Here is a 22,708-nt window from a genome sequence, read left to right as displayed (position 1 = left end):
CTGCCCCCTTCCTCGTTTTATTTGCACCACTGGCCTTGACCATTGGTTGCCACATTGGGCATTTATACGTCCAAACGTTAATGGGTACAGCCCTAAATTACAAAGTATTTTGGAACCGTGACATGCTTCTATTAATAGATAATTACGACAGCTTTACATATAACCTTGTGCACTATCTGTCCGAGCTGGGCGCAGAGGTTGTTGTCAAACGTAATGACGAACTGGATGTACAGGCCGCTATGGCGCTAAATCCATCCGCGATCATGTTATCCCCTGGTCCGTGTGACCCCGATCAGGCCGGCATTTGTCTGGCGATGACAGAGGCAGCCGCCGAAACCAAAACACCGCTGATTGGTGTGTGTTTGGGGCATCAAACCATCGGACAGGTGTTTGGCGGAAAGGTCGTGCGTTGCGATGAAATCGTCCACGGCAAGATGGGCACGATGCATCACAACAACAAATCATTATTCAAAGATTTGCCCAGCCCGTTTGAAGCAACCCGTTATCATTCCCTGATCGTTGATCGCGATATCCTGCCCGATTGTCTGGAAGTGACTGCATGGTTGGAAGATGGCACAATTATGGGGTTACAACATCGTGAATTGCCTATTCACGGCGTACAATTCCACCCCGAAAGCATTGCATCCGAACACGGGCATAAAATGCTGCAAAATTTCCTTGATACAGTGAAGGTTCCCGCATGAGCGACGCAATGAAGCCCCTAATTTTCGCAGCCTCCGAAGGGCCGTTAAGCCGCGCACAAGCAAAACAGGCATTCATGCATCTGTTCGAAGGCACAGCAACACCTGCGCAAATGGGCGGATTGTTGATGGCGCTGCGCGCACGTGGTGAATCCGTATCCGAATACGCCGCCGCCGCCGAAGTGATGCGCGCCAAATGTTCGCCCGTGAATGCACCAGATGGCGCAATGGATATCGTGGGAACCGGTGGTGATGGCATGGGCACATTGAATATTTCCACCGCCACTGCGTTCGTGACCGCGGGTGCGGGTGTGACCGTGGCGAAACACGGCAATCGAAATCTGTCATCAAAATCGGGCGCATCTGATGCGCTCTCTGCACTTGGTGTGAATGTGATGGTGGGTGCTGATGTGGTGGAACGGGCCATATCAGAAATCGGAATCGGTTTCATGATGGCACCCATGCACCACCCCGCGATCAAACATGTGATGCCTGTGCGTGTTGAATTGGGCTGTAAAACCATTTTTAACATCCTTGGGCCGCTGACCAATCCTGCGGGTGTGAAACGCCAGCTAACGGGTGCATTTGCCCCTGACTTGATTTTCCCAATGGCGGAAACGCTCAAAGAATTGGGATCGGAAAAGGTTTGGATCGTGCATGGATCTGACGGGACGGACGAAATCTCGATTTCGGGTACTACTGCCGTTGCCGCATTGGAAAATGGCGACATCAATGGATTGGAAATTCATCCAGAGGACGCGGGCCTACCCGTTCATCCGTTCAAGGATATTTTGGGCGGCACACCGGATGAAAACGCCGTTGCGTTTCAGGCTTTGTTAGATGGCGAAAAATCTGCCTATCGCGATGCTGTGTTATTAAACGCCGCCGCCGCATTGGTGGTCGCGGGTAAGGTTTCTACGCTAAAAGCAGGGGTTGAATTGGCCGTTGAAAGCATTGATTCAGGTGCTGCAAAACAAAAACTAACTGCACTGGCAGAACTGACCTCAAAGGCAGCATCATAAATGGCCGACATTTTAGACAAGATCAAAACCTATAAACTTCAAGAGGTTGCGGATCAGAAAAAATCTTTACCGTTCAGCGACTTGGAACAGCAAGCAAAGGTTGCATCGCCCGTGCGCGGCTTTGCCAATGCACTGTTTGAGGCATCTAAATCTGGTTATGGATTGATCGCTGAAATCAAAAAGGCCAGCCCGTCCAAGGGTTTGATCCGCCCCGATTTTGAACCTGCTAAATTGGCGGCGGCTTATGCCGCTGGTGGGGCGACATGCCTGTCTGTACTAACCGATACGCCCAGTTTTCAAGGGGCCCCTGAATATCTTGCCCAAGCACGCGATGCCTGCACCCTGCCCGCGCTGCGCAAAGATTTTATGTATGACACATATCAAGTCGCCCAAGCCCGCGCATGGGGTGGCGATTGTATTTTGATCATCCTTGCGTCCGTAAGCGATGCACAGGCGGCAGAGCTGGAATCATGCGCGTTCGAATGGGGTATGGATGTGTTGTTAGAGGTGCATGATCGCGCCGAACTTGATCGTGCATTGAACCTCAAATCGCCGCTGTTGGGGATAAACAACCGCAATCTGAAAACATTCGATGTGACACTGGATACCACACGTGAATTATCAAAAAACGTGCCAGCGGATCGCCATATGGTCACCGAAAGCGGGATATTCACGCCCGATGATATGGCTGAAATGGCCGCTGTTGGTGCGCGAAGCTTCCTGATTGGCGAAAGTTTGATGCGACAAGACGACGTCACCGCCGCCACCAAAACATTACTGGCAAACCCCGTGTTGGCCGCGTGATGGGCGATAAACTCACCCATTTCGATGCAAGTGGTGCGGCACATATGGTTGATGTGTCCGACAAAGACATCACCGCGCGTATCGCCACCGCAACGGGGCGGATAGTGATGCGCCCAGAAACGCTCGCCATGATCGCCGATGGCACTGCAAAAAAGGGTGATGTTTTGGGCATTGCACGTCTTGCGGGGATTATGGGGGCGAAAAAGACGCCTGATCTGATCCCGCTTTGTCATCCATTACCCATCACCAAGGTTTCTGTGGATTTGGATGTAAATCGCGATGAAAATTGCGTGGATATTACCGCGACGGTGAAAACCACAGGCCAAACTGGTGTGGAAATGGAAGCGCTCACCGCCGTCAATATCGCAGCCCTTACGGTTTATGACATGGTCAAGGCCGTGGACAAGGATATGACCATCACCGACATTCGCGTGATGTTAAAAGATGGTGGAAAATCAGGTCGTTACGAGGCAAAGCTGTGATATCCGTTGACGAAGCGCTGGCGCAGGTTTTAGCATTACTCTCCCCAACAGACATCGAAACAATCGAAATTCGCGATGCAACTGCGCGAGTATTGGCACACCCTGTCAGCGCTAAACGCGACCAGCCCCCGTTTGCGTCATCCGCAATGGATGGCTATGCCGTGAAATCGGGCGAGCTTGATCCCTATGCGCAGCTATTGGTGATCGGAGAGTCCGCTGCTGGCCATCGCTTTGATGGCGCAATCAAAGCGGGGCAATGCGTGCGCATTTTCACAGGCGCCCCCGTGCCCGAAGGTGCCGATCGGATTTTGATCCAAGAGGATTGCACCCGAAGCGGCAATGTCATCACCGTAAATCCCGATATTGATACCGCCCATTACATTCGCCCCGCTGGTGGTGATTTTCGCGCTGGCTCCACCATTGATGCGCCAACGCCACTCACCCCATCCAATATCGCATTGATTGCGGCCATGAATGTGAATGAATTGCCTGTTTATCGCAAACCCGTGATTGCGCTGGTTGCCACAGGTGATGAACTGGTCCACCCAAGCGAAACGCCAAATCAGGATCAAATCATCAGCTCAAACAATTTCGGGCTAAAGGCATTGATTGAATCACATGGTGCCAGCGCGCGCCTGTTGCCGATCGCACGCGATGATATGGATAGCCTGACAACGGTTCTGGACCTGTGCGAGGGTGCAGATTTGATTGTTACTCTTGGTGGTGCATCCGTTGGCGATCATGATTTGATGGGAAAAATGGCGGCTGACGGGACGCTTGATACCGAATTTTACAAGGTCGCCATGCGCCCAGGCAAACCGTTGATGGCGGGGCTATACAAAGGCACGCCATTGATTGGCCTGCCTGGCAATCCTGTCAGCGCGCTTGTTTGTGGTTATGTGTTTTTGATCCCCGCCATTCGCGCCATGCTTGGCCTGCCCCGCGCGGCGCTCGCCACACAAACCGCAACGCTTGGTATCGATTTGCCCGCCAACGGCCCGCGAAGCCATTACATGCGCGCTCATTGCGAAATCATTGATGGGCAAAACATCTGCACCCCGTTTGAACGGCAAGACAGTTCGTTACTATCGGTGATGACCGCGGCCAATGCATTTATGATCCGCCCACCAAACCAATCGTCACTTTCGGCGGGTGATACGGTTCAGATCGTGCCGCTCTGATGGAATTGCCCATCGCATTTTTTGTGATCGCTGCAATCATGGTGTTTCTAACGGGCGTGTCCAAGGTTGGCTTGGCCGCAGGGTTTGGTTCCCTTGGCGTGCCGATGCTCTCACTATTCGTGCCACCCGCCGTGGCCGCAGGCATATTGCTTCCGATATTGATCGTGATTGATACCACCAATTTATGGACCTATCGCAATCATTTTCAAAAACGGTATTTTTTGCTGATGATCCCGGGGGCAATTGTTGGCATTGGCCTTGGTTCGCTGGCGTTTGGCGTGGTTGAACCCCACATGGTGCGCCTGCTGGTTGGCTTAATCGCGCTGTGGTTTGCGGCGATCTATTATGGCAAAAACTACCTGCCCGATTGGGGTGGAAAGTTGGACATGAAATGGGGGTTTGCGTTTGCTGCCGTCTCTGGATTTACTAGCCATCTGGCCCATGCTGGCGGGCCACCGGTGCGCGCATTTTTGCTCAACCAAAATCTTCACAAGAGCCAATTTGTCGGCACGTTCGGTTTTTTCTTTGCCGTGGTCAATTGGATGAAATTGCCGCCCTATATCGCCTTTGGTCAAATTAATTGGAATACACTCCCCATCAGCGCGATATTGTTACCCATGGTGCCTTTTGGGGTGTTTGTCGGGATCTATTTGCACAAAAAATTGAAACAAGAACAGTTTATGCGTGTCGCTTACGTTTTATTAGCCATAACTGGGCTTAAACTGGTCTATGATGCTGTCGTGCAAATGATTTAGCGCTTGTTAACTTTTTTCAAAGCAATAATTGACACAAATCAAGAACGCTTATAGAACAGAGTAGAACATAACAGATACATAACAGGGTGAGGCGCAACAATGTTAACACGTAAACAACTGGATTTGCTTGAATTTATCCACACACGTCTGAAAAAAGATGGCGTTCCGCCCAGTTTTGATGAAATGAAAGAGGCGCTTGATTTACGTTCTAAATCGGGCATTCACCGTCTGATCACCGCATTGGAAGAACGCGGATTTATCCGTCGCCTGCCCCATCGCGCCCGTGCCATTGAAATTATGCGCCTTCCCGAAAGCATGGATGGTGGTGGTTTCCAACCCCGCGTTATTGAAGGAAGTGGTGCAACACCACCCGCCGCCGCATTACCGATTGAGGCTGTTCATGCCATGAACCTGCCCGTGATGGGGCGCATTGCGGCGGGTACCCCGATCGAGGCGATCCAACAGGTTGCCAATAACGTGTCCGTTCCCAGCGACATGTTACGCAACGCTGGGCGTCACTACGCGCTAGAGGTGAAGGGTGATTCAATGATTGATGCTGGTATCAACGATGGTGATATCGTGGTAATCAATGAACAATCGGATGCGGATAACGGTGAAATTGTTGTGGCATTGGTCGAAGATCAAGAAGCCACGCTAAAACGTTTACGCAAACGCGGCTCTGCCATCGCGCTAGAGGCTGCGAACCCTGCCTATGAAACCCGCGTTTATCGCGATGATCAGGTGAAAATTCAGGGGCGTTTGGTGGGGTTGATTCGCACCTATTAATTTCTGCGCTTAAACCCGCGCTGTTGATTATTCCAAACCCGCATGCCAACCGATTGGCGTGCGGTTTTTACATTGAGCACACCGTTTTTGTTCTGAAACGACAATGCGCCCATATCACGAAAATCGTAATAGCCGAAAAATTGGCACCCCTTTGGCGCATCCTCTTTCCATTTGGGTGCCAAAACGATTTCCGCCCTATCGCAATGCCCCTCCAATTGTTCAAAGGTGGATTTTGTATCCCAAAGATACGTGATTTTTTGCCCCGCCAGCGTGTAATAAATCAGATCCGGATCACCCGATATAAGCGTATTTTGGCGCGTGCGCAGATCACCATCATTTTCCAACCAGTTTGTGGCGGCATAACCACTGCCCCGTTTGCGGTTTAACATCCGTCCCTGCGGAGACATCGCGCCAACAAGACGCCCATCATGGGACACCAAAATATCAGGGCGCGGTGCAATTTTCCAAAATAATCCACCACACAGGCATGCAGTTAGGCCAAAGATGCGCAAAGTTTTCGAAAACATAATGATAAAGACAGCGCCAATCGCAATGAAGGGTAATGCATATGGCCCTGCGTCGGGCACACGCGACACCGCACCACGTAAATTGGACACCCAATTGGCCACGGATAATATCCAATCAATCCCCAGCCCCATGATCCAAAACGGCACCCCGTCCAAACCGATGGGTGTCAAAATCGCGGCCATCACCGCCGATGGCATCACGATCATCCCCATGATTGGCAAGGTGGACATATTGGCTATCAAACCATAATGCGCGACCTGATTAAAATGATAGGCCGCAAATGGTGCGGTCGCAAAGCCCGCCACCAAGGATGAAATTAACAACCCCAATACGGGTTGCAAAAACCGCATTCCACCACGCCCCATCGCACGCCAAAATGGAATATGTTTCAGCCCATCAAAACAGACAATCAATGCGATGGTCGCTGCAAATGACATCTGAAACCCAGGTTCCATCAAGTTTTCGGGCCAAAGCCCCAATATGATCACCGCCGCCATCGCCACCGCACGCAATGATATGGCGGGGCGGTCAAGCAAGATCGCGATCAACATGACAGATACCATTATAAATGCGCGTTGCGTTGCCACCGCAGATCCTGACAACATTAGATAGCTTGCCCCCGCCAGCAATGCCAATATCGCTGCGATTTTTTTGGTTTTGATCCGCAGGTTTAACCAAGGCCAAAGTGCCAGAGAATAGCGCGCAATGGCAAAAACCACACTGGTTAACAGCCCCATATGTAGACCCGAAATTGCCAGCAAATGGGCAAGGTTTGATTTTCGTAAGGCGCGTAAATCCGCGGGGTCGATATTGGCACGATTCCCCGTCAAAATCGCCGATGCAAACGCACCCGCACCGCCATTCACACGTGATTGAATATGTGCTGATATCGCCATACGCGTTTGAAACACACGGTGGTGAAATCCGCGCCCATTTCCGCGATCCAAAATATCAACGGGTTTGCGCGAATATCCCACCGCGCCCAATTGGTGAAACCAAGAGCGGCGTTGAAAATCAAATCCATAGGGTTCGCTCGGCGCTGATGGTGGCGTGACATTGGCGATCACGCTGATAACATCGCCCGCTTCGGGTACGTAATTATCATCCTTGGAATGTAGTGACACGCGTACATATTTGGGGGTGCGCGGTTTGGATATTTTCCCCATACGATCGACGGCCAGCGTGATGCGTTGTTTATTGCTAGACGATCGATCAATCGCCACCACCTGTCCCGTTATTGCCCCATAATAACGCCAACCCAGAACAGGTGCTGCAACGGAATGTGCGCGAAGGCTTCCCAAAAGGAACCCAATCACAATCCAGACGCATACAAAGATGACCCAGCGCAGCGGATGTTGCCAGACCCAGCCCAAACACGCGCCAACGATTGCGGCAATACACAGCCCTTGAACAAACATGAATGTCGGTTCAACCATCAGCGAAAAATAGATGTATATCCCAATGCCCAAACAGACGGGAAACCACAAAAGCGCGCGATTACGCTGCGCCGCGATTTCGGATATTATTCCCAGCGCGTTCACATCACTTGTCACCTTTGCGTCAATTGCCTAAAGACAAGGAAATGCTACACTCACGTTGGTTTCCAAGAGGTTAATATTCCATGTCCACCCCACAGGTCGTCACCCGTTTCGCCCCATCACCCACTGGTTATTTGCATATCGGTGGTGCGCGCACGGCGTTGTTTAACTGGCTTTATGCACGCGCAAAGGGTGGTAAGTTTTTGCTGCGGATAGAGGATACGGATCGTGAGCGTTACACCCCTGCCGCCGCACAGGCGATTCTTGATGGTTTGGCGTGGCTTGGGCTTGAATGGGACGAAGAACCAACCAGCCAATTTGCGGGCGCAGAACGTCACCGCGCCGTGGCTAATGAAATGCTGGCAAATGGAAGCGCATATAAATGTTTTTCCACCAAGGAAGAAATCGAAGAATATCGTGAACAGGCCCGCGAAGACGGACATCAAAATCCGTTCTCAAGCCCATGGCGCGATGCTGATCCTGCGGATCACCCCGATGCGCCATTCGTCATTCGCCTGCGCGCCCCACGCGAAGGCGGCGTCGCAATCAAAGACATGGTGCAAAAAAAGGTATCTTGGGCCGCGAGCAGTTTTGATGATCTGATCATGTTACGATCCGATGGCACGCCCACATATATGCTGGCCGTTGTGGTTGACGATCACGATATGGGCGTGACCCATGTTATTCGCGGCGACGATCATTTGATCAACGCTGGGCGCCAAAGTTTGATTTACAAAGCGATGGGATGGGATATTCCCGTGTTTGCCCATATCCCCTTGATCCACGGCGAAGATGGCAAAAAGCTGTCCAAACGTCACGGTGCGACAGGTGTCGAAGAATACGCGGCGATGGGTTACATGCCCGAAGCGATGCGCAATTATTTGGCCCGTCTGGGATGGAGCCACGGCAATGATGAATTGTTTAGCACCGAGCAAGCAATTGAGTGGTTTGATTTTAACGGCATGGGCAAATCGCCATCGCGATTGGATTTTAAAAAGCTGGATAATGTTTCCGCCCATCACATCAAAATAGCGAGCGATCAGGCGCTGACCGATGCGGTGTTGGGATATATGAGTGCGGCGAACATTCCGATGTTATCGGATTCACAAATTGATGATTTGAAACGCGCGATGCCCTATTTGCGCGAACGGTCGAAAAAGCTACCTGATGTTTTGGAAAAGGCTGCGTTCATATTGTCGCAGCGCCCAATTGAAAAGGACGAAAAATCAGTAGAAATCCTTGATTCAGTATCCAAACGTATACTGAATGGATTGACCACCGCGATACAAGATGCTAGCTGGAACCATGAAAGCTTGATGCAAGCTTCAAAGACATTCGCCGAGAGTGAAAATTTGAAACTTGGTGAGCTGGCACAGCCAATACGTGCCGCTTTATCAGGCAAGACAGTATCGCCATCTGTTTTTGACATGATGTTGTTACTTGGTCGTGATGAAACCATCGCACGACTGGAGGAAAGTTCCACATAGCACCAACAGGCTGTGGGACGGTTACGCAAGGGACGCGTATTCTAGTCGACGATGGAATGGATGCGGGCACGCCTGGTGCCCAGATAAAAGGGAAGGTTTAATATGTCCGACAAAGAACGCTCTGCTACATTAATAATTGATAATAACAAGGTTGATCTGCCAATCTATTCACCATCTGCGGGACCAGATGTTTTGGATATTACAAAACTGTATGGTCAGGCTGGTGTGTTCACCTATGACCCCGGTTTCACATCCACCGCGTCATGTGATTCAACGATCACATATATTGACGGTGGCAAAGGTGAATTGTTGTATCGCGGTTATCCAATTGATCAACTGGCGGATCAGTCGCATTATTTGGAAGTATGTTATTTGCTTCTTTATGGTGAACTGCCAACGGCAACTGAACTTGAAACATTTGAAGACAAAATAACAAACCACACGATGTTGCACGATCAGATGCAGCACCTGTTCCGTGGTTTCCGTCGTGATGCGCATCCAATGGCGATTATGTGTGGTGTGGTTGGAGCGCTGTCTGCGTTTTACCATGACAGCACCGATATTTCCGATGCTAAACAACGTGAAATCGCATCCATTCGCATGATCGCCAAGATCCCAACCATTGCGGCGTATGCATATAAATATTCTGTGGGGCAACCGTTTGTTTCACCACGCAATGATCTGGATTATGCGTCCAATTTCTTGCGCATGTGTTTTGCAGTTCCTGCCGAAGATTATGTTGTGAACCCGATCCTGTCCAAAGCAATGGATCGTATTTTCACATTGCACGCAGATCACGAACAAAACGCATCGACATCTACTGTGCGTTTGGCCGGTTCCTCTGGTGCGAACCCATTTGCATGTATCGCAGCGGGCATCGCCTGTTTGTGGGGCCCTGCACATGGCGGCGCAAACGAGGCAGCACTTACAATGCTCAAGGAAATTGGTACTGTTGATCGTATTCCAGAATACGTCGCACGCGCCAAAGACAAAAATGACCCTTTCCGTTTGATGGGCTTTGGTCACCGCGTTTACAAAAACTTTGACCCACGCGCCAAAGTGATGAAAGAAAGCGCTGACGAAGTGTTGGGCTTGCTTGGTATCGAAAATAACGAAACGTTGAAGGTCGCCAAAGAGCTGGAACGTATCGCATTAGAAGACCCCTATTTCGTAGAGAAGAAGCTCTATCCAAATGTGGATTTCTATTCTGGTATCATCCTGTCGGCCATGGGTTTCCCAACATCAATGTTCACGCCAATCTTTGCATTGTCGCGCACCGTTGGTTGGATTGCACAGTGGCAAGAAATGATCGCCGATCCAAAATTGAAAATCGGTCGTCCGCGCCAGTTGTACCAAGGTGCAACAAACCGCGATTACGTCGATTTGGCGAAACGCTAATCACAAAAACAAAGGCCGCTGAAATTCAGCGGCCTTTTACGTTGGATAACCGTGACGGTTAACGCCCCTCGTATTTCGCGGATCGTTTTTCCAAGAATGCCATCACACCCTCTTTGAAATCACGTGTGCGCCCTGCTTTGCCTTGCAGATGTGCCTCTGATTCCAATTGTTGATCTAATGTTTGATCGAATGACAGACGCATCGCCTTTTTCAACAAACGATATGCCTCTGTTGGGCCTGTGGCCAATTGGTGGGATCGTGCATTCACCACATCCATGAATTCATCATCTGGGACGGCTTGCCAAATCATGCCCCAATCCTCGGCCTGCTTTGCGTCAATTTTTTCGGCAAACAATGCGGCACCCATGGCGCGTGAAAAACCAACCTGTCTGGGCAACCAATATGTGCCCCCCGCATCAGGGATCAACCCAATACGGGTAAATGCCTGCATAAACACCGCCGTTTGCGCCGCAATTACCACGTCCGCGGCCAATGCCAAATTGGCACCTGCCCCTGCGGCGGGTCCATTCACCGCCGCAATCGTGGGAACTGGGCAATCATAAATCGCACGCAGCAATGGTTCGTATTCGTCGCGAAGCGTGCCTTCCAATTCGATTTCCTCGACACTACCCGCATCGCCCAAATCTTGGCCCGAACAAAACCCACGCCCTGCACCGGTATAAACGATTACGCGTGCTTCACTGGGGGCGCGGCGAAATGCGTGCAACAACTCGGCGCGCATTTGCGTGGTCAAACCGTTCATCGCATCTGGTTTATTCAACGTAATGGTCGCGATGTCATTTTCCACCGCATAGAGGATTTCAGAATATTGCATAACGGCTCCCTTTGGTGCTGCCAGTATTTTGCGCACAGTTGGCGCAATATAGGATGCAATGTCAAATCTGTTTGGCTATTTCTGCAACCGCCGCCAATCCTCTAACGCAGCGTTATAATTTGGATCATCTGATGTATCGTACGACGCGTGCAGAAATGTTGTCATTGATGATAAATTTTGCGGTGCTTGCACCATGCGCCCCCGAAAATGATGCATTTCCTGCGCTCCAAAATAGAACGACACAATCGCACCCAATAACCACCAAAGCGGCTCGGGCACTTGGTTCAGGCCGACCATACGCAGCGTGAATGCGCTTGGGTCAACCATCGCAAACACAAACAACCCCATCGTGCCAAAGGCGAGCATCGGGCGCGGTAAACGGTTTAACCCATTCACAAAGCTGTTGAAAAACCCCAATGGCGCCAGCGCAAATTCCTGTGCATATTGATCAAGGCTTGCGCGGTATTTTTGATATTCTTGTTTTTGTTTTTCGGTTTTGTTGGGCACAAAAACCTCTGTGATGTTTTCTGCTGAACGCCCTACACGTTCAACCGCCTTGCCCACGTCCAAAATTTTACCAATCAAGCCCATTTTGCGATCCTCTGTGAATGTTGCGTGGCACTGAAATGATATCGCTGCGATAAGAATTCTTCGGCACGTTTAATCCAGCCACCCTTGGTTCCAGCGCGTGTGTTCGCGTATTTGCGCGATGCTTTGCGCCCATCACCCAATTTGTAATAATAATTACGCCGCGCAATGCCATAGGCATCGACCAGATGATCGGGTGCGCGTTCAAATACCCGCGCTGTTGCGCCAATGCTTTGCGGGCCAAGCGCACCATCAACGCCAACATCTTCGCCAAATTCACACAACAAGCGTTGCAAAATTTTCACCGCATTGCCCCCCGCGTTGACATACATATCAAAAACGGATGCCTGTATCGGTTGGGGCAACTGATCAATCCGTGGTTTTTGGTAGTAATGTTTTTTGAAAATATCTTCGGCCTGTGCGCGGGTCAGCTTTTGCACATCACGCGCATCAACATCCCCATCGCGATCCAAGTCCAGCCCCAATCGACGCATGGTATGGATGGTAACCCCATATTTTGTCGCCCCGCCTGGATCATCCGGATCGTTCACATATCCACCTTCACGCGCAACGATTTCCCTGGCAATTTCATCAACAGTTTGCATTTTTCACCTATCACCCCGCCGTGTGATAAGGATTCCCGCAAAAGTTAAATATTTTAACTATTCACCGCTCGGTCGGTAAACGCCCTGTTCCTTGAGCGCATCTGCAACCTCTTTGGGCATATAGTTTTCATCGTGCTTGGCCAAAATTTCGTCAGCAACGAAAACTCCACCGATCAAACGCCCTGTGCCAATCATGCCCTGCCCTTCACCGAACAGATCAGGCAAAATCCCGCGATATGAAATTGGCACAGATGCACCACCGTCGGTCACACTAAATGAATAGGTTTCATCGGATTGGCGCAGGCTGTTTTCCTCGACTAACCCACCAATGCGAAACACTTCGCTTGATTTTGGGCGTTCTTCCAACACCTGCGTTGGGCTTCGGAAAAATTCGATGCCCTCGCGCATGGCATAACCAATCACAACAGTTGCCAATGCCATCAAGACAAAGCCGATGATGATTAACTGAACACGACGGCGTTTTTTCAGACCAACCGCCATTACGGGAACAACGGCGCCATTTGCAGGCCCATTTCCTCTGGTAAACCAAGCATCAGATTGGCGTTTTGCATCGCTTGGCCTGATGATCCTTTGGTCAGATTATCAAGTGCGGCAATCACAATCGCACGCCCTTCGATACGATCACCGGTCACACCGATATGGCAAAAATTGGAACCGCGCACATGGCGGGTACTTGGCGCCGCGCCAAAAGGGAGCATTTCTACAAACGGCTCGTCGACGTAGGCCGCAGCAAGCGTATCATAAATGGTTTGCGCATCACCGCGTACATAAACATTTGCAATAATCCCGCGGTTCGCAGGCAACAGGTTGGGTGTAAATTGCACCTTTACCTCGCGCCCTGCAATAGCGCTAAACTCTTGGTCAAATTCGGCCAGATGGCGATGCGTGCCACCGATGGCATAGGGGTGCGCACCCTCTGACAATTCTGCGTGCAAGAAACCCTCTTTTAACGAACGGCCAGCACCGCTGACACCTGTTTTCAGATCAATGATAATTTCATCCAGATCAATCACGCCTGCCGCAATCAATGGGCGCAGCGCATATTGCCCCGTGGCCGCGTTACAGCCCGTACCAGCAACAACCCGCGCGCGTTTAATATCGTCGCGATAAAACTCCGTCAGACCATAAACCGCCTCGGCCTGAATATCCAACGCATCATGTTTACCGCCGTACCATTTGGCGTAAACCTCTGGGTCGCGTAGACGAAAATCGGCGGACAAATCGACCACTTTCATATCTTTTGGAAGCTCTTTAATCACGGCTTGGCTGGTCGCATGTGGCAAAGCGCAAAAACACAGATCAACATCTGTGAAATCGATATCCTCGATTTTTACCAGGGTCGGCAAATCAAGATGGCGCAGATGAGGAAACACATCGCGCATTTCCATGCCTGCCTTACGCTCACCGCTGAGCGCCACAATATTCATCATTGGATGCGTTGCGATCAAGCGCACCAGTTCAGCCCCTGTGTAACCGGAAGCCCCAAGAATTGCGATATTTTTCGGCTGTGCCATGTGATTTATCCTGTGTTTAAAGCGGGAATATGCGATTTTTACGCTCGGCGCAATCAGGCCGCTTGGAATGTGATTTTCTTGCCCAAAAATCGTGTCGCCGCAAGGGATACTTTCACCGCATCACCGCTGGTCAAAAAACGCCCATCGCGCCCATCACCCGCCATATGGGGGTGGCGTCCCAAATAATCGGCAAGGCTTTTGGCGACAATTGTTCCTTGGGCGTAAACTTGAACCTTATCGCCCAATGCTGCCTGAAACACATCGCGTAAAATGGGATAATGTGTGCAACCCAGTACCGCCGCCTGTGGGTTTGGCATACGGCGCTTTAACGCGGCGACATGGCTATCGACCAAGGCTTCGGCCAATTCCATATCATTGTCTTCCAGCGCATCCACAAGCCCCGCACAAGGCTGTGCCTCGATATCCACACCAATGGCGCGAAATGCTAATTCACGTTGGAATGCGCGGCTGGCCACGGTTGCGGGGGTGGCAAACAATGCCACTTGCTTTACGTCCACCTCGCGCGGCGGGGAATTGTCGCCCCAATTGCGTTCGGTCACGGCCTCGATCATCGGAACAAACACGCCAAGCACGCGTTTATCGGCAGGCAGCCATGTTTCCTGCATACGTTTTAACGCAACCGCACTGGCCGTGTTACAGGCCAAGATCACCAGATCGCACCCCTCGTCCCAGAGCCGTTCTGTTGCATTGCACGTCAGGCGAAAAATATCATCCGCATCGCGCACACCATATGGCGCAAAAGCGTTATCGCCGTAATAGACCAAAGGTTGATCAGGCAGGCGTGATTGGATTGCTTGGTGAACTGTCAGCCCACCCAAACCACTGTCAAAAATCCCAACAGGCATCTAACGATAATGATCCTCGAATTCAAAACCGTGGTCATAATTGCCCAACGGTGTTGGCGACAAGCTATAGGTCGCTTTGCGCAGGAATTCCATCATTGCCGTTGGATTATCACGATATGTTGCCAATGTGTGTTGTTCAATTGGATCACCAATCACCACAGGCACGGATTTCCGAATACGTTTTTTAAATTCGCGGATCAGAAGCGCCATGCGCAAGTTGTAATTGGCGTGGCTTGCGATTTGAAACAAGCGGCTGTTTGATCCATCAAAATAAATCGGAACAACCGTTGCGCCCGATTTTTGAACCAGCTTTGCGGTAAAGTTGCGCCATTGGGGATCCATTGCCTGCCCCATTGGGCGCGCAGATGTCGAAACCGTACCACCTGGGAAAATGCCAATGCATCCGCCTTGATTCAGATATTCAATGGCGTTCTTGCGGGTGCGTAAATTCTCTTTAACCGCATCTTTGGTCCCATCAAAGCTGATCGGCAGGAGGATTTTGTTCAAATCAGCACTTTTGTTGAAAACATGATTTGCCAAAATGCGAAAATTCGGGCGGGTTTTTGACATCAAATGCCCCAACACCAGCCCATCCAAAATACCAAATGGATGGTTTGCAATAACGATAACAGGACCTGATGTGGGGATTTTATCCAACCCGCCACCAACAAAATCCAGATTGACGTTGTAGCGATCAATCATCACCTGCCAGAAATCTTTGCCGTTGGCCACATCAATGTCATACCCCAGTGCGCGTTTAATTAGCTTGGGTCGCCCTGTCAGATTTTCAAAAGTACGAATAAACGCACGCCCACCGCGCGATCGTGCAGAACTGGCGTAACTGATATCGCGACCAATTGATTGATGTTTACCCATGTGATGCCACCACTGTTAATTGTGCTTGGGTAAAACAGTAGCGTAACAAAACAATGACACCATGGTTGTTATTGTCGCGTTTCATGTTTGTGATAAAAACTCTTCAATCGCGACGCTCGCGCGATCCAGATTTGCGTCTGTTTCACCGTAATATTCCACCAACTTTTGTCGTGCATATTCCGCTTGTTTTGATGATTTAACAAAATTATCTATGTCGCCCAAGTTATTGATTTGTGGTAATATTTCCAACGTAGGCCATTGATTTTGCAAAACGGCGGTTGGTACACCAAAATAAACTGCGTCCATCACCGCAGTGGAACTGTGTGAAATGCAAAAGTCGCTTATTTCTAAACAATCATTAATGGTGGAATATTTAAAATCACCCGCATGACGATCGGATACTACTATATTGAAATGCTTTGCTAAAATCGCATCCATTGCTATTTTTTCCGCACTATTGTGCCGCCCTCGATGCGGACGATAGATCACAAGTGTTTTGGGGTTGCGTGTACAAAAATCGTCTAAAACCGCGTAAAAGCGTTTCTGATCCATTGCTGCAAACCGCCAATGTTCATGAAAACTTGAACAAATCAACACTCGGTTTTCAAACTTTCGCGCAAACTGCATGAATGTTTCACTGAATTTTTTGGTGGGAAACAGGCTTTTCTTAGGAAACCCAATGATGGATGCTTTGGGCATGATGTCTTCGCTTAAAAACGAATTTTCCCAATGATTTACCCGATCCCACAACAGCAATTTATCGGAATGAAACCGCACATTTGGCATATCGCCATCGCGCCAGTTCAGACGGTGTTGTAACAAACCATGCTGAATGAAAATTGATTGCGTTTTCACCCGCGCTGCGAATTTATCGCGAAATCCGTGTTTGCTTGGCTTGGCCCACAAATCACCATGGCTCAGCACCGCATCCGCGCGTGAAATTCGGCCAAACATACCCAGTTCCAACCGCAACCTCCCCATGGATTTTGGCGTCAGTCCCTGCTCGCGAAAAATAACATGAAATCGGGGATCTAGCCGCAATAAGCGACGCGAAATCACCACATCCAGATCGATATTATCGCGCTGTTTCAGCCGCGTTAAAATAGGATAGCAAATTTCGAACAGCGGTTCATGTGCAATGATGCACAGCAATCGTTTACGGAGGTGTATCATGCCTGTATGCGCTCTGCGTCTGTTATTGTTTTGAAGGGTTTATACCCCCAATCTCATCTTTTCGCTACTGCAAAACCATTGGGACCCATCGCCAAACGCAGCATTACATAGCAACACAACGCATCAAATTTGATTAGCGCGACGGACAATTTTGCCAACTGGCGACAAACTGATCCGATATATAATACAATCCAAAATCAGCTTTCATTATCATAACGCGGCTGCGCCATGAGTTGCCTTCACCTGCACAATTCGCGTCATACAACGTTGCGGTCATACCGTTTACGTTTACAGGATTTGTAAGTTTGCAATTGTTTTCGATACCATAAACCACATTTTTCTTGATTGCTATTGCCCCGCCATCCTGTCCAATCGTGGTACAGTCCCAGCCCGCGAACATTTGCCCTACAGGTCGATAAACACCGTCATATTTATCTGCAGCAACAGCAATGTTTGCCGCATTCATACCGATAGCCACAATCACTGCTCGTCTAAAAAGTACTGTGAAATATGCCATTTTATTCAATTCCCTTATCCAAAATAATGAAAAAACTAGACACCAGATAATTCCAAATTGCAACGCCAAGGCATGGTTTATCTTTTCGCCACTGCAAAAGAAAAGGGCCAGCGAAACGCCAGCCCTTGTCCAAAAAATGTGTAAAGCTTAACGTTTTGAGAACTGGAAGCTCTTACGCGCTTTGGCTTTACCGTATTTCTTACGCTCAACAACACGTGCGTCACGGGTCAGGAACCCAGCCGCTTTCAATGGTGCGCGCAATGATGGTTCGTACAATTGCAACGCTTTTGAAATGCCGTGCTTAACCGCGCCAGCTTGGCCAGACAAACCGCCACCTTTAACAGTTGCCATCACGTCGAATTCGCCAGTTACGCCAGCAACGCTAAACGGTTGTGCCAAAATCATTTGCAACACAGGGCGTGCAAAATATTTGTTCAACTCTTTGCCGTTTACGGTCACTTTACCTGAACCAGGTTTGATCCATACACGTGCAACCGCATCTTTACGTTTGCCTGTTGCATATGAACGACCCAATGCGTCACGCACTGGTTCGCGTTTGATGGTTTCTTCAACAACAACTGCAGATTCTGCAACTGCGTCCTTCAGATCGTCCAATGATTTGATATCGTCGCTCATGATTGGCTCCGCGTATTTTTAGGGTTCATGGCTTTTACGTCCAGAACTTCTGGGTTTTGTGCTTCGTGACCATGCTCTGTGCCCGCGTAGATGCGCAAGTTTGTCATCTGTTTGCGGCTCAATGGGCCACCTGGCAACATGCGTTGCACGGCTTTTTCCAATAGGCGCTCTGGAAATTTACCTTCCAAGATTTGGCCGGCAGTGCGGGATTTGATCCCACCTGGGTAACCAGTGTGCCAGTAGTGGATTTTGTCTGTGCGTTTTTTACCAGTCATCTGTACCTTGTCGGCATTGATAACGATAATATTGTCGCCCATATCCATTGATGGTGTGAATGTTGGTTTATGTTTTCCGCGCAGGCGGAAAGCGATGATTGATGCCAAACGGCCTAACACCACGCCTTCGGCGTCGATGATAAACCATTTTTTATCAATATCAGCTGGTGTCGCTGAAAAAGTTTTCATGAGTCATTCCCATAGATTTGTCGCGCGTTATCGCGCTTGAAACTGATATGGGGCTTTTAAGGGATTTAAATGCACAGTCAATGCGCATTTGCATCAAATAACCGTTTAAAAACAAAGGTATAGAAAATAGGTATAATAATACCCCAATTTTCACCCCTATTTTCGCGCTGGCGGGATCGCATATGTAAGGTTTGCGTGCGCCACGGGTTCATCTATGCCTTCGCTGTATAACATCACATCCCCCACAGACAGGGTTTTGCCCATTTTCAACACCCGCGCCTTGCCGATCATATTGGTTGGGGCGGGTTTGCGCATAAAATCAATGGAACAATTGGTGGTGACGGTCAGCGCCTCTGGCCCGATCCGCGCCATCGTTGCGATGTAATAGGCCACATCAGCCAGCGCAAACATGGATGGGCCTGATACCGTATTGCCTGGACGCAGATGTTGCTCTTTAACATTCATACGTACATCAACGGTTTCACCATCCATATGGATAATCTCAAAATCAGCGGCGATTTGTGGGAACACTTTGGCCAAGAAATCTGTCATCTCTTGGATTGTCATTACGGGTTTCATATGCCACCTTTTTTCTATTGCGATTGTGATAGCGAGGAATTCCCCATGAGCCTAGACATTTTGTTACGCCAAGACAGTGGTAACGTTACGACCCTTACGATGAACACGCCAAAATCATTAAACGCGCTGTCTGATGATATGTTGGCGGCGTTGCAAAATGCATTTGATGACATCGCACAAAATCCCAAAATTCGCGCGGTGATCCTGCGCGGCGCGGGCAAGGCATTTTGCGCGGGTCACAACCTCAAGGAAATGACAGCCGCTCGCAGCGGTGATGATGGCGGCAAGGCCTATTTCGCTGATCTGTTTGCGCGCTGTGCCAAGCTAATGTTGACCATCCAATCCCTGCCCCAACCCGTGATCGCACAGGCACATGGCATCGCCACGGCCGCTGGATGCCAGTTGGTTGCGACATGCGATATGGCGGTGGCGGCGGATGATACGCGGTTTGGCGTGAATGGTGTGAATATCGGCCTGTTCTGTTCCACGCCAATGGTGGCGTTATCACGCAATGTGCCACGCAAACAGGCGTTTGAAATGCTGACCACAGGAAAATTTATTGACGCGGCACAGGCAGAAAAAATCGGCCTAATCAATAGTGCGGTCGCGCATGATGATCTGGACGCTGCGACAATGGAATTGGCGCAAACCGTTGCGGCAAAGCTGGGTTCGGTGGTAAAAATCGGCAAACAAGCGTTTTATAACCAAGCCCAAATGCCCGTTGATGCCGCATACGATTACGCCGCCGATGTGATGGTGCAAAACATGATGTACCAAGAAACCGCCGAAGGGATTGCCGCGTTTATCGAGAAACGTGAGCCGAAATGGGAGCAGTGATAGTTAGTAAAGTCTGTTGAATGCTAGACTTCATAAAACTCAACTTCTTTTTCAAGGTTTTCAAGTACATTATTACATATCAATAGAACATCGTATGTTTCTCCGTCGGGCGTTGTTACCATTACCGTATCGGGGGAATCGTCAAACGAAGTACCGTCTGAAAAAAACGTGCCATCACTAAAAGCAGCGCCTTTTCCGATTTGTAAATCCTGAGCTTTAAGCCCGAGCAAATTTTTGTTTGGGTGATGAGTAAGTTCAACGTGTTTACCCGCATTGGCTAAAGCTCTTATTATTTCAAAATTTGAAACCTTATCAGTTAACTGTTTAGCTGCTACATAAGGCTTGATATTTCGAACGTAAGCTACAACATCGCAATAATGATAGAGAATGATAGAGCACGAAACAGCCAGCTCGTAAGAATTTGGTTCCTTTTCAAATCGTTCTAAAAGCGGCCTCGCCAGTTTTTCTAGATATACTTTTGGATTGGAAAACGCCATCTCCCTCACCGCAACTTCTGCGTCGCTGGATAAACTGCCACAAACAATGCGCGTAATATCAAGCACACAACCGCAACTGCGCCCAGTTGGTGCAGGATCGCGATTTGCCAAGGGGCTGCGTATAATACGGTGGTAATGCCAAGGATCATTTGCAAAATGATGGCGACGATCACGACGTTAAACGCGCCTTTGACGGCCGTGAGCGCCGAAGCGCGGCTTTTGAACCACGCAAAAATCGCAAGCGCCATGACGCCGTAGCCCAACATGCGGTGGTTGAATTGCACCAGTGCGGGGTTTTCAAAGAAATTTTTCCATGTCGGTTCGTAATCGAAACTCTCGCTTGGTAAAAATTCGCCGTTCATCATCGGCCAATCGATATATCCACGCCCCGCATCAATGCCCGCCACCAATGCGCCAAGGATGATTTGGACAAACACCGCGATCAACAGGATTTTTGCCCAGCCAGCGGTACGTGTATCGCTGTTTCGCCGCGCTTGGAACAGCTCCATTTCATTTCGCCGCAACTGAAATACGAACCACATCAATGTGCCAAGGATGATAAATGCCAGCCCCAAATGGGTCGCCAATCGGTAAGACGCCACATCAACCATGCGCCCTGTCAGCCCCGATGAAACCATCCACCAGCCAATGAATCCTTGTAATCCACCCAGCAGACCAATGATCAAAAACCGAAATTTCCAACCCCGCGGAATGGGTTTGGTTGCGATGAAAAACAACGCCCCCACGGCCCAGACCAGCCCAACCAAACGCCCCAATTGGCGATGGCCCCATTCCCACCAATAGATGAATTTGAATTCGGATAATTCCATTGCGTGATTGACCAGTTGATATTCAGGCGTTGCCTTGTATTTGGTAAACTCGCTGTCCCAATCTGTCGCATTCATTGGCGGCATCGCACCCGTGACGGGTTTCCATTCGGTAATTGAAAGCCCACTGTCGGTTAGGCGCGTCAATCCACCCACGACAATCATCAACACAACCATCGCAAACAAGATCAGCATCCAAATTGATGCAGGTTTGCGCCATGAATTGCGCCCCCCGTCGATATGACCACCCTTTGGCGCGCTCGCCACGGGTTTGTCGGTTGCGACCTCTTCAAAAATGCTACGTGGTTTACTCATGATTGCCTCCGTTATTGGCAAACTTAGGGGGTTGTTTTCAATCAGACAAGCGTCAGATAATCGCGCCTAGTCCTTATTTTTACCCAATGCTTTGATAATACCGTGAAATGTGCGCACATCGGCCTGTGTTAAAGGCATGCGCGACATCATATTGCGCAAGGTCAATATCATGCTTTCGGCCTTATGCTCTGGCCAGAAAAAGTTCACATCGTGCAGCGCGGTTTCCATACGTTCCAACAGCTTTTGCACCTCTATCGTTTCGGCGAAATCTGTACCGGCCAGCTCGACCACCTCTGGCGGGGTGGCATCGCCCTGACGGCGCCATTCATATGCGGTGAGCAATACACATTGCGCCAGATTGAGCGATGCAAATGCAGGGTTCACGGGCACGGAAATCAGCGCATTGGCCTGCACGATATCATCATTGGCAAGGCCCGAACGTTCGGGCCCAAACATCACGGCAACCTTTTGCCCCTGCCCGATTAACGCACGTGCATGTTCCATTGCGCGTTCGGGTGTCATGACGGGCTTGGTCAAATCACGGCTACGTGCGGTGGTGGCGAATGTGAAATTCATATCCGACAATGCATCGGCGGTGGTTTCCGTTACCCCAACCTTGTCCAGAACACGCGCAGCCCCGCTGGCCATTGCGGTGGCCTTGGGGTTGGGCCAGCCATCGCGTGGATTTACAAGGCGCATATGTTCCAGCCCGAAATTCCACATCGCCCGCGCAGCGCCCCCGATGTTTTCGCCCATCTGGGGCTCCACCAAAACAAAAACCGGTTGCGGCCCGCCCCAGCCCGTATCCTTTGCGTGATCTGTACCTGACATTAAATCATTCCATATTTATCCATGCGCGTGATACATTTAGGGTCA

General features: G+C 49.9%; 26 protein-coding genes. 10 read left to right on the top strand and 16 right to left on the bottom strand.

The features are described 5' to 3' along the window. Nucleotides 1-122 precede the first annotated feature (122 nt). The 7 genes from IE094_RS00840 to lexA all read left to right on the top strand — a co-directional run bounded on the left by IE094_RS00840 (nucleotide 123) and on the right by lexA (nucleotide 5,731). Entirely contained in the window at nucleotides 123-704 is a 582-nt protein-coding gene (locus tag IE094_RS00840) for an anthranilate synthase component II (RefSeq protein WP_189638683.1), read from the top strand. Beyond that, nucleotides 701-1,723, top strand: a complete 1,023-nt coding sequence (trpD, locus tag IE094_RS00835; RefSeq protein WP_189638682.1) for an anthranilate phosphoribosyltransferase — start codon at nucleotides 701-703, stop codon at nucleotides 1,721-1,723. Before IE094_RS00840 ends, trpD begins: the two co-directional genes overlap by 4 nt. After that, nucleotides 1,724-2,527 carry an indole-3-glycerol phosphate synthase TrpC gene (gene trpC, locus IE094_RS00830; RefSeq protein WP_189638681.1) on the top strand — a complete coding sequence of 268 codons (804 nt, stop codon included), beginning with the start codon at nucleotides 1,724-1,726 and terminating at the stop codon, nucleotides 2,525-2,527. After that, a complete protein-coding gene (gene moaC / locus IE094_RS00825) occupies nucleotides 2,527-3,009 on the top strand; it encodes a cyclic pyranopterin monophosphate synthase MoaC (RefSeq protein ID WP_189638680.1) in 483 nt (160 codons plus the stop codon). The genes trpC and moaC overlap by 1 nt, the downstream gene beginning before the upstream one ends. Next, on the top strand, nucleotides 3,006-4,190 hold the full coding sequence (locus IE094_RS00820) for a molybdopterin molybdotransferase MoeA (protein ID WP_189638679.1): 1,185 nt from the start codon (nucleotides 3,006-3,008) through the stop codon (nucleotides 4,188-4,190). The genes moaC and IE094_RS00820 overlap by 4 nt, the downstream gene beginning before the upstream one ends. After that, nucleotides 4,190-4,945 carry a sulfite exporter TauE/SafE family protein gene (locus IE094_RS00815; RefSeq protein ID WP_189638678.1) on the top strand — a complete coding sequence of 252 codons (756 nt, stop codon included), beginning with the start codon at nucleotides 4,190-4,192 and terminating at the stop codon, nucleotides 4,943-4,945. Before IE094_RS00820 ends, IE094_RS00815 begins: the two co-directional genes overlap by 1 nt. A 99-nt stretch (nucleotides 4,946-5,044) precedes the next feature. Further along, nucleotides 5,045-5,731 carry a transcriptional repressor LexA gene (lexA, locus tag IE094_RS00810; RefSeq protein ID WP_189638677.1) on the top strand — a complete coding sequence of 229 codons (687 nt, stop codon included), beginning with the start codon at nucleotides 5,045-5,047 and terminating at the stop codon, nucleotides 5,729-5,731. Here lexA and IE094_RS00805 read toward each other — a convergent pair. After that, on the bottom strand, nucleotides 5,728-7,812 hold the full coding sequence (locus tag IE094_RS00805) for a ComEC/Rec2 family competence protein (RefSeq protein WP_229801947.1): 2,085 nt from the start codon (nucleotides 7,810-7,812) through the stop codon (nucleotides 5,728-5,730). The two genes, lexA and IE094_RS00805, sit on opposite strands and share 4 nt — an antisense overlap. 68 nt (nucleotides 7,813-7,880) lie before the next feature. On the opposite strand from IE094_RS00805, the gene gltX reads away from it, so the two are divergent. Together gltX and gltA are read left to right on the top strand one after the other, a co-directional pair. Beyond that, entirely contained in the window at nucleotides 7,881-9,284 is a 1,404-nt protein-coding gene (gene gltX / locus IE094_RS00800; protein ID WP_189638675.1) for a glutamate--tRNA ligase, read from the top strand. 102 nt (nucleotides 9,285-9,386) lie between these two features. After that, on the top strand, nucleotides 9,387-10,682 hold the full coding sequence (gene gltA, locus IE094_RS00795; protein WP_189638674.1) for a citrate synthase: 1,296 nt from the start codon (nucleotides 9,387-9,389) through the stop codon (nucleotides 10,680-10,682). 58 nt (nucleotides 10,683-10,740) lie between these two features. Here the strand turns inward: gltA and IE094_RS00790 are convergent, their stop codons facing one another. The 12 genes from IE094_RS00790 to IE094_RS00735 form a co-directional block, all read right to left on the bottom strand. Beyond that, entirely contained in the window at nucleotides 10,741-11,517 is a 777-nt protein-coding gene (locus IE094_RS00790; RefSeq protein WP_189638673.1) for an enoyl-CoA hydratase-related protein, read from the bottom strand. A 75-nt stretch (nucleotides 11,518-11,592) separates the two neighbouring features. Then, the gene (locus IE094_RS00785; protein ID WP_189638672.1) at nucleotides 11,593-12,108 is read right to left on the bottom strand and encodes a holin family protein; all 516 of its coding nucleotides are present in this window, start codon (nucleotides 12,106-12,108) and stop codon (nucleotides 11,593-11,595) included. After that, nucleotides 12,099-12,710 (bottom strand): holin-associated N-acetylmuramidase, encoded by a 612-nt coding sequence (locus IE094_RS00780; RefSeq protein WP_189638671.1) that lies wholly within the window; start codon nucleotides 12,708-12,710, stop codon nucleotides 12,099-12,101. Before IE094_RS00780 ends, IE094_RS00785 begins: the two co-directional genes overlap by 10 nt. A 57-nt stretch (nucleotides 12,711-12,767) precedes the next feature. Continuing rightward, the gene (gene ccmE, locus IE094_RS00775; RefSeq protein ID WP_189638670.1) at nucleotides 12,768-13,211 is read right to left on the bottom strand and encodes a cytochrome c maturation protein CcmE; all 444 of its coding nucleotides are present in this window, start codon (nucleotides 13,209-13,211) and stop codon (nucleotides 12,768-12,770) included. Beyond that, complete coding sequence (gene argC / locus IE094_RS00770; RefSeq protein ID WP_189638669.1) at nucleotides 13,211-14,245, bottom strand: N-acetyl-gamma-glutamyl-phosphate reductase; 1,035 nt, start codon at nucleotides 14,243-14,245, stop codon at nucleotides 13,211-13,213. Before argC ends, ccmE begins: the two co-directional genes overlap by 1 nt. A 53-nt stretch (nucleotides 14,246-14,298) precedes the next feature. Then, nucleotides 14,299-15,111, bottom strand: a complete 813-nt coding sequence (locus IE094_RS00765; RefSeq protein ID WP_189638668.1) for a glutamate racemase — start codon at nucleotides 15,109-15,111, stop codon at nucleotides 14,299-14,301. Beyond that, nucleotides 15,112-15,987, bottom strand: a complete 876-nt coding sequence (locus IE094_RS00760) for a lysophospholipid acyltransferase family protein (RefSeq protein ID WP_189638667.1) — start codon at nucleotides 15,985-15,987, stop codon at nucleotides 15,112-15,114. It abuts the gene before it with no gap. Between the two features lie 81 nt (nucleotides 15,988-16,068). Then, complete coding sequence (locus IE094_RS00755) at nucleotides 16,069-17,160, bottom strand: hypothetical protein (protein ID WP_189638666.1); 1,092 nt, start codon at nucleotides 17,158-17,160, stop codon at nucleotides 16,069-16,071. Between the two features lie 133 nt (nucleotides 17,161-17,293). Beyond that, nucleotides 17,294-17,677, bottom strand: a complete 384-nt coding sequence (locus IE094_RS00750; protein ID WP_189638665.1) for a hypothetical protein — start codon at nucleotides 17,675-17,677, stop codon at nucleotides 17,294-17,296. Between the two features lie 147 nt (nucleotides 17,678-17,824). Further along, nucleotides 17,825-18,313 carry a 30S ribosomal protein S9 gene (gene rpsI, locus IE094_RS00745; protein ID WP_099593548.1) on the bottom strand — a complete coding sequence of 163 codons (489 nt, stop codon included), beginning with the start codon at nucleotides 18,311-18,313 and terminating at the stop codon, nucleotides 17,825-17,827. Beyond that, nucleotides 18,310-18,777, bottom strand: coding sequence for a 50S ribosomal protein L13 (gene rplM / locus IE094_RS00740; protein ID WP_189638664.1), 468 nt, complete (start codon nucleotides 18,775-18,777; stop codon nucleotides 18,310-18,312). The genes rpsI and rplM overlap by 4 nt, the downstream gene beginning before the upstream one ends. 156 nt (nucleotides 18,778-18,933) lie before the next feature. Beyond that, a complete protein-coding gene (locus tag IE094_RS00735; protein ID WP_189638663.1) occupies nucleotides 18,934-19,356 on the bottom strand; it encodes a PaaI family thioesterase in 423 nt (140 codons plus the stop codon). 45 nt (nucleotides 19,357-19,401) lie between these two features. On the opposite strand from IE094_RS00735, the gene IE094_RS00730 reads away from it, so the two are divergent. Continuing rightward, entirely contained in the window at nucleotides 19,402-20,193 is a 792-nt protein-coding gene (locus IE094_RS00730) for an enoyl-CoA hydratase (RefSeq protein WP_189638662.1), read from the top strand. 23 nt (nucleotides 20,194-20,216) lie between these two features. Here IE094_RS00730 and IE094_RS00725 read toward each other — a convergent pair whose 3' ends face one another. From IE094_RS00725 to IE094_RS00715, 3 genes are all read right to left on the bottom strand, one after another. Continuing rightward, nucleotides 20,217-20,690, bottom strand: coding sequence for a hypothetical protein (locus IE094_RS00725; RefSeq protein ID WP_189638661.1), 474 nt, complete (start codon nucleotides 20,688-20,690; stop codon nucleotides 20,217-20,219). A 5-nt stretch (nucleotides 20,691-20,695) separates the two neighbouring features. Continuing rightward, the gene (ctaA, locus tag IE094_RS00720; protein ID WP_189638660.1) at nucleotides 20,696-21,832 is read right to left on the bottom strand and encodes a heme A synthase; all 1,137 of its coding nucleotides are present in this window, start codon (nucleotides 21,830-21,832) and stop codon (nucleotides 20,696-20,698) included. Between the two features lie 66 nt (nucleotides 21,833-21,898). Beyond that, nucleotides 21,899-22,663, bottom strand: coding sequence for an RNA methyltransferase (locus tag IE094_RS00715; protein WP_189638659.1), 765 nt, complete (start codon nucleotides 22,661-22,663; stop codon nucleotides 21,899-21,901). Nucleotides 22,664-22,708 lie beyond the last annotated feature (45 nt).

Origin of the sequence: Paramylibacter ulvae (genome assembly GCF_014652655.1) — a bacterium.
In the GTDB taxonomy this organism is placed as follows: domain Bacteria; phylum Pseudomonadota; class Alphaproteobacteria; order Rhodobacterales; family Rhodobacteraceae; genus Amylibacter; species Amylibacter ulvae.
This window is presented reverse-complemented; position numbering and strand designations above follow the sequence as displayed.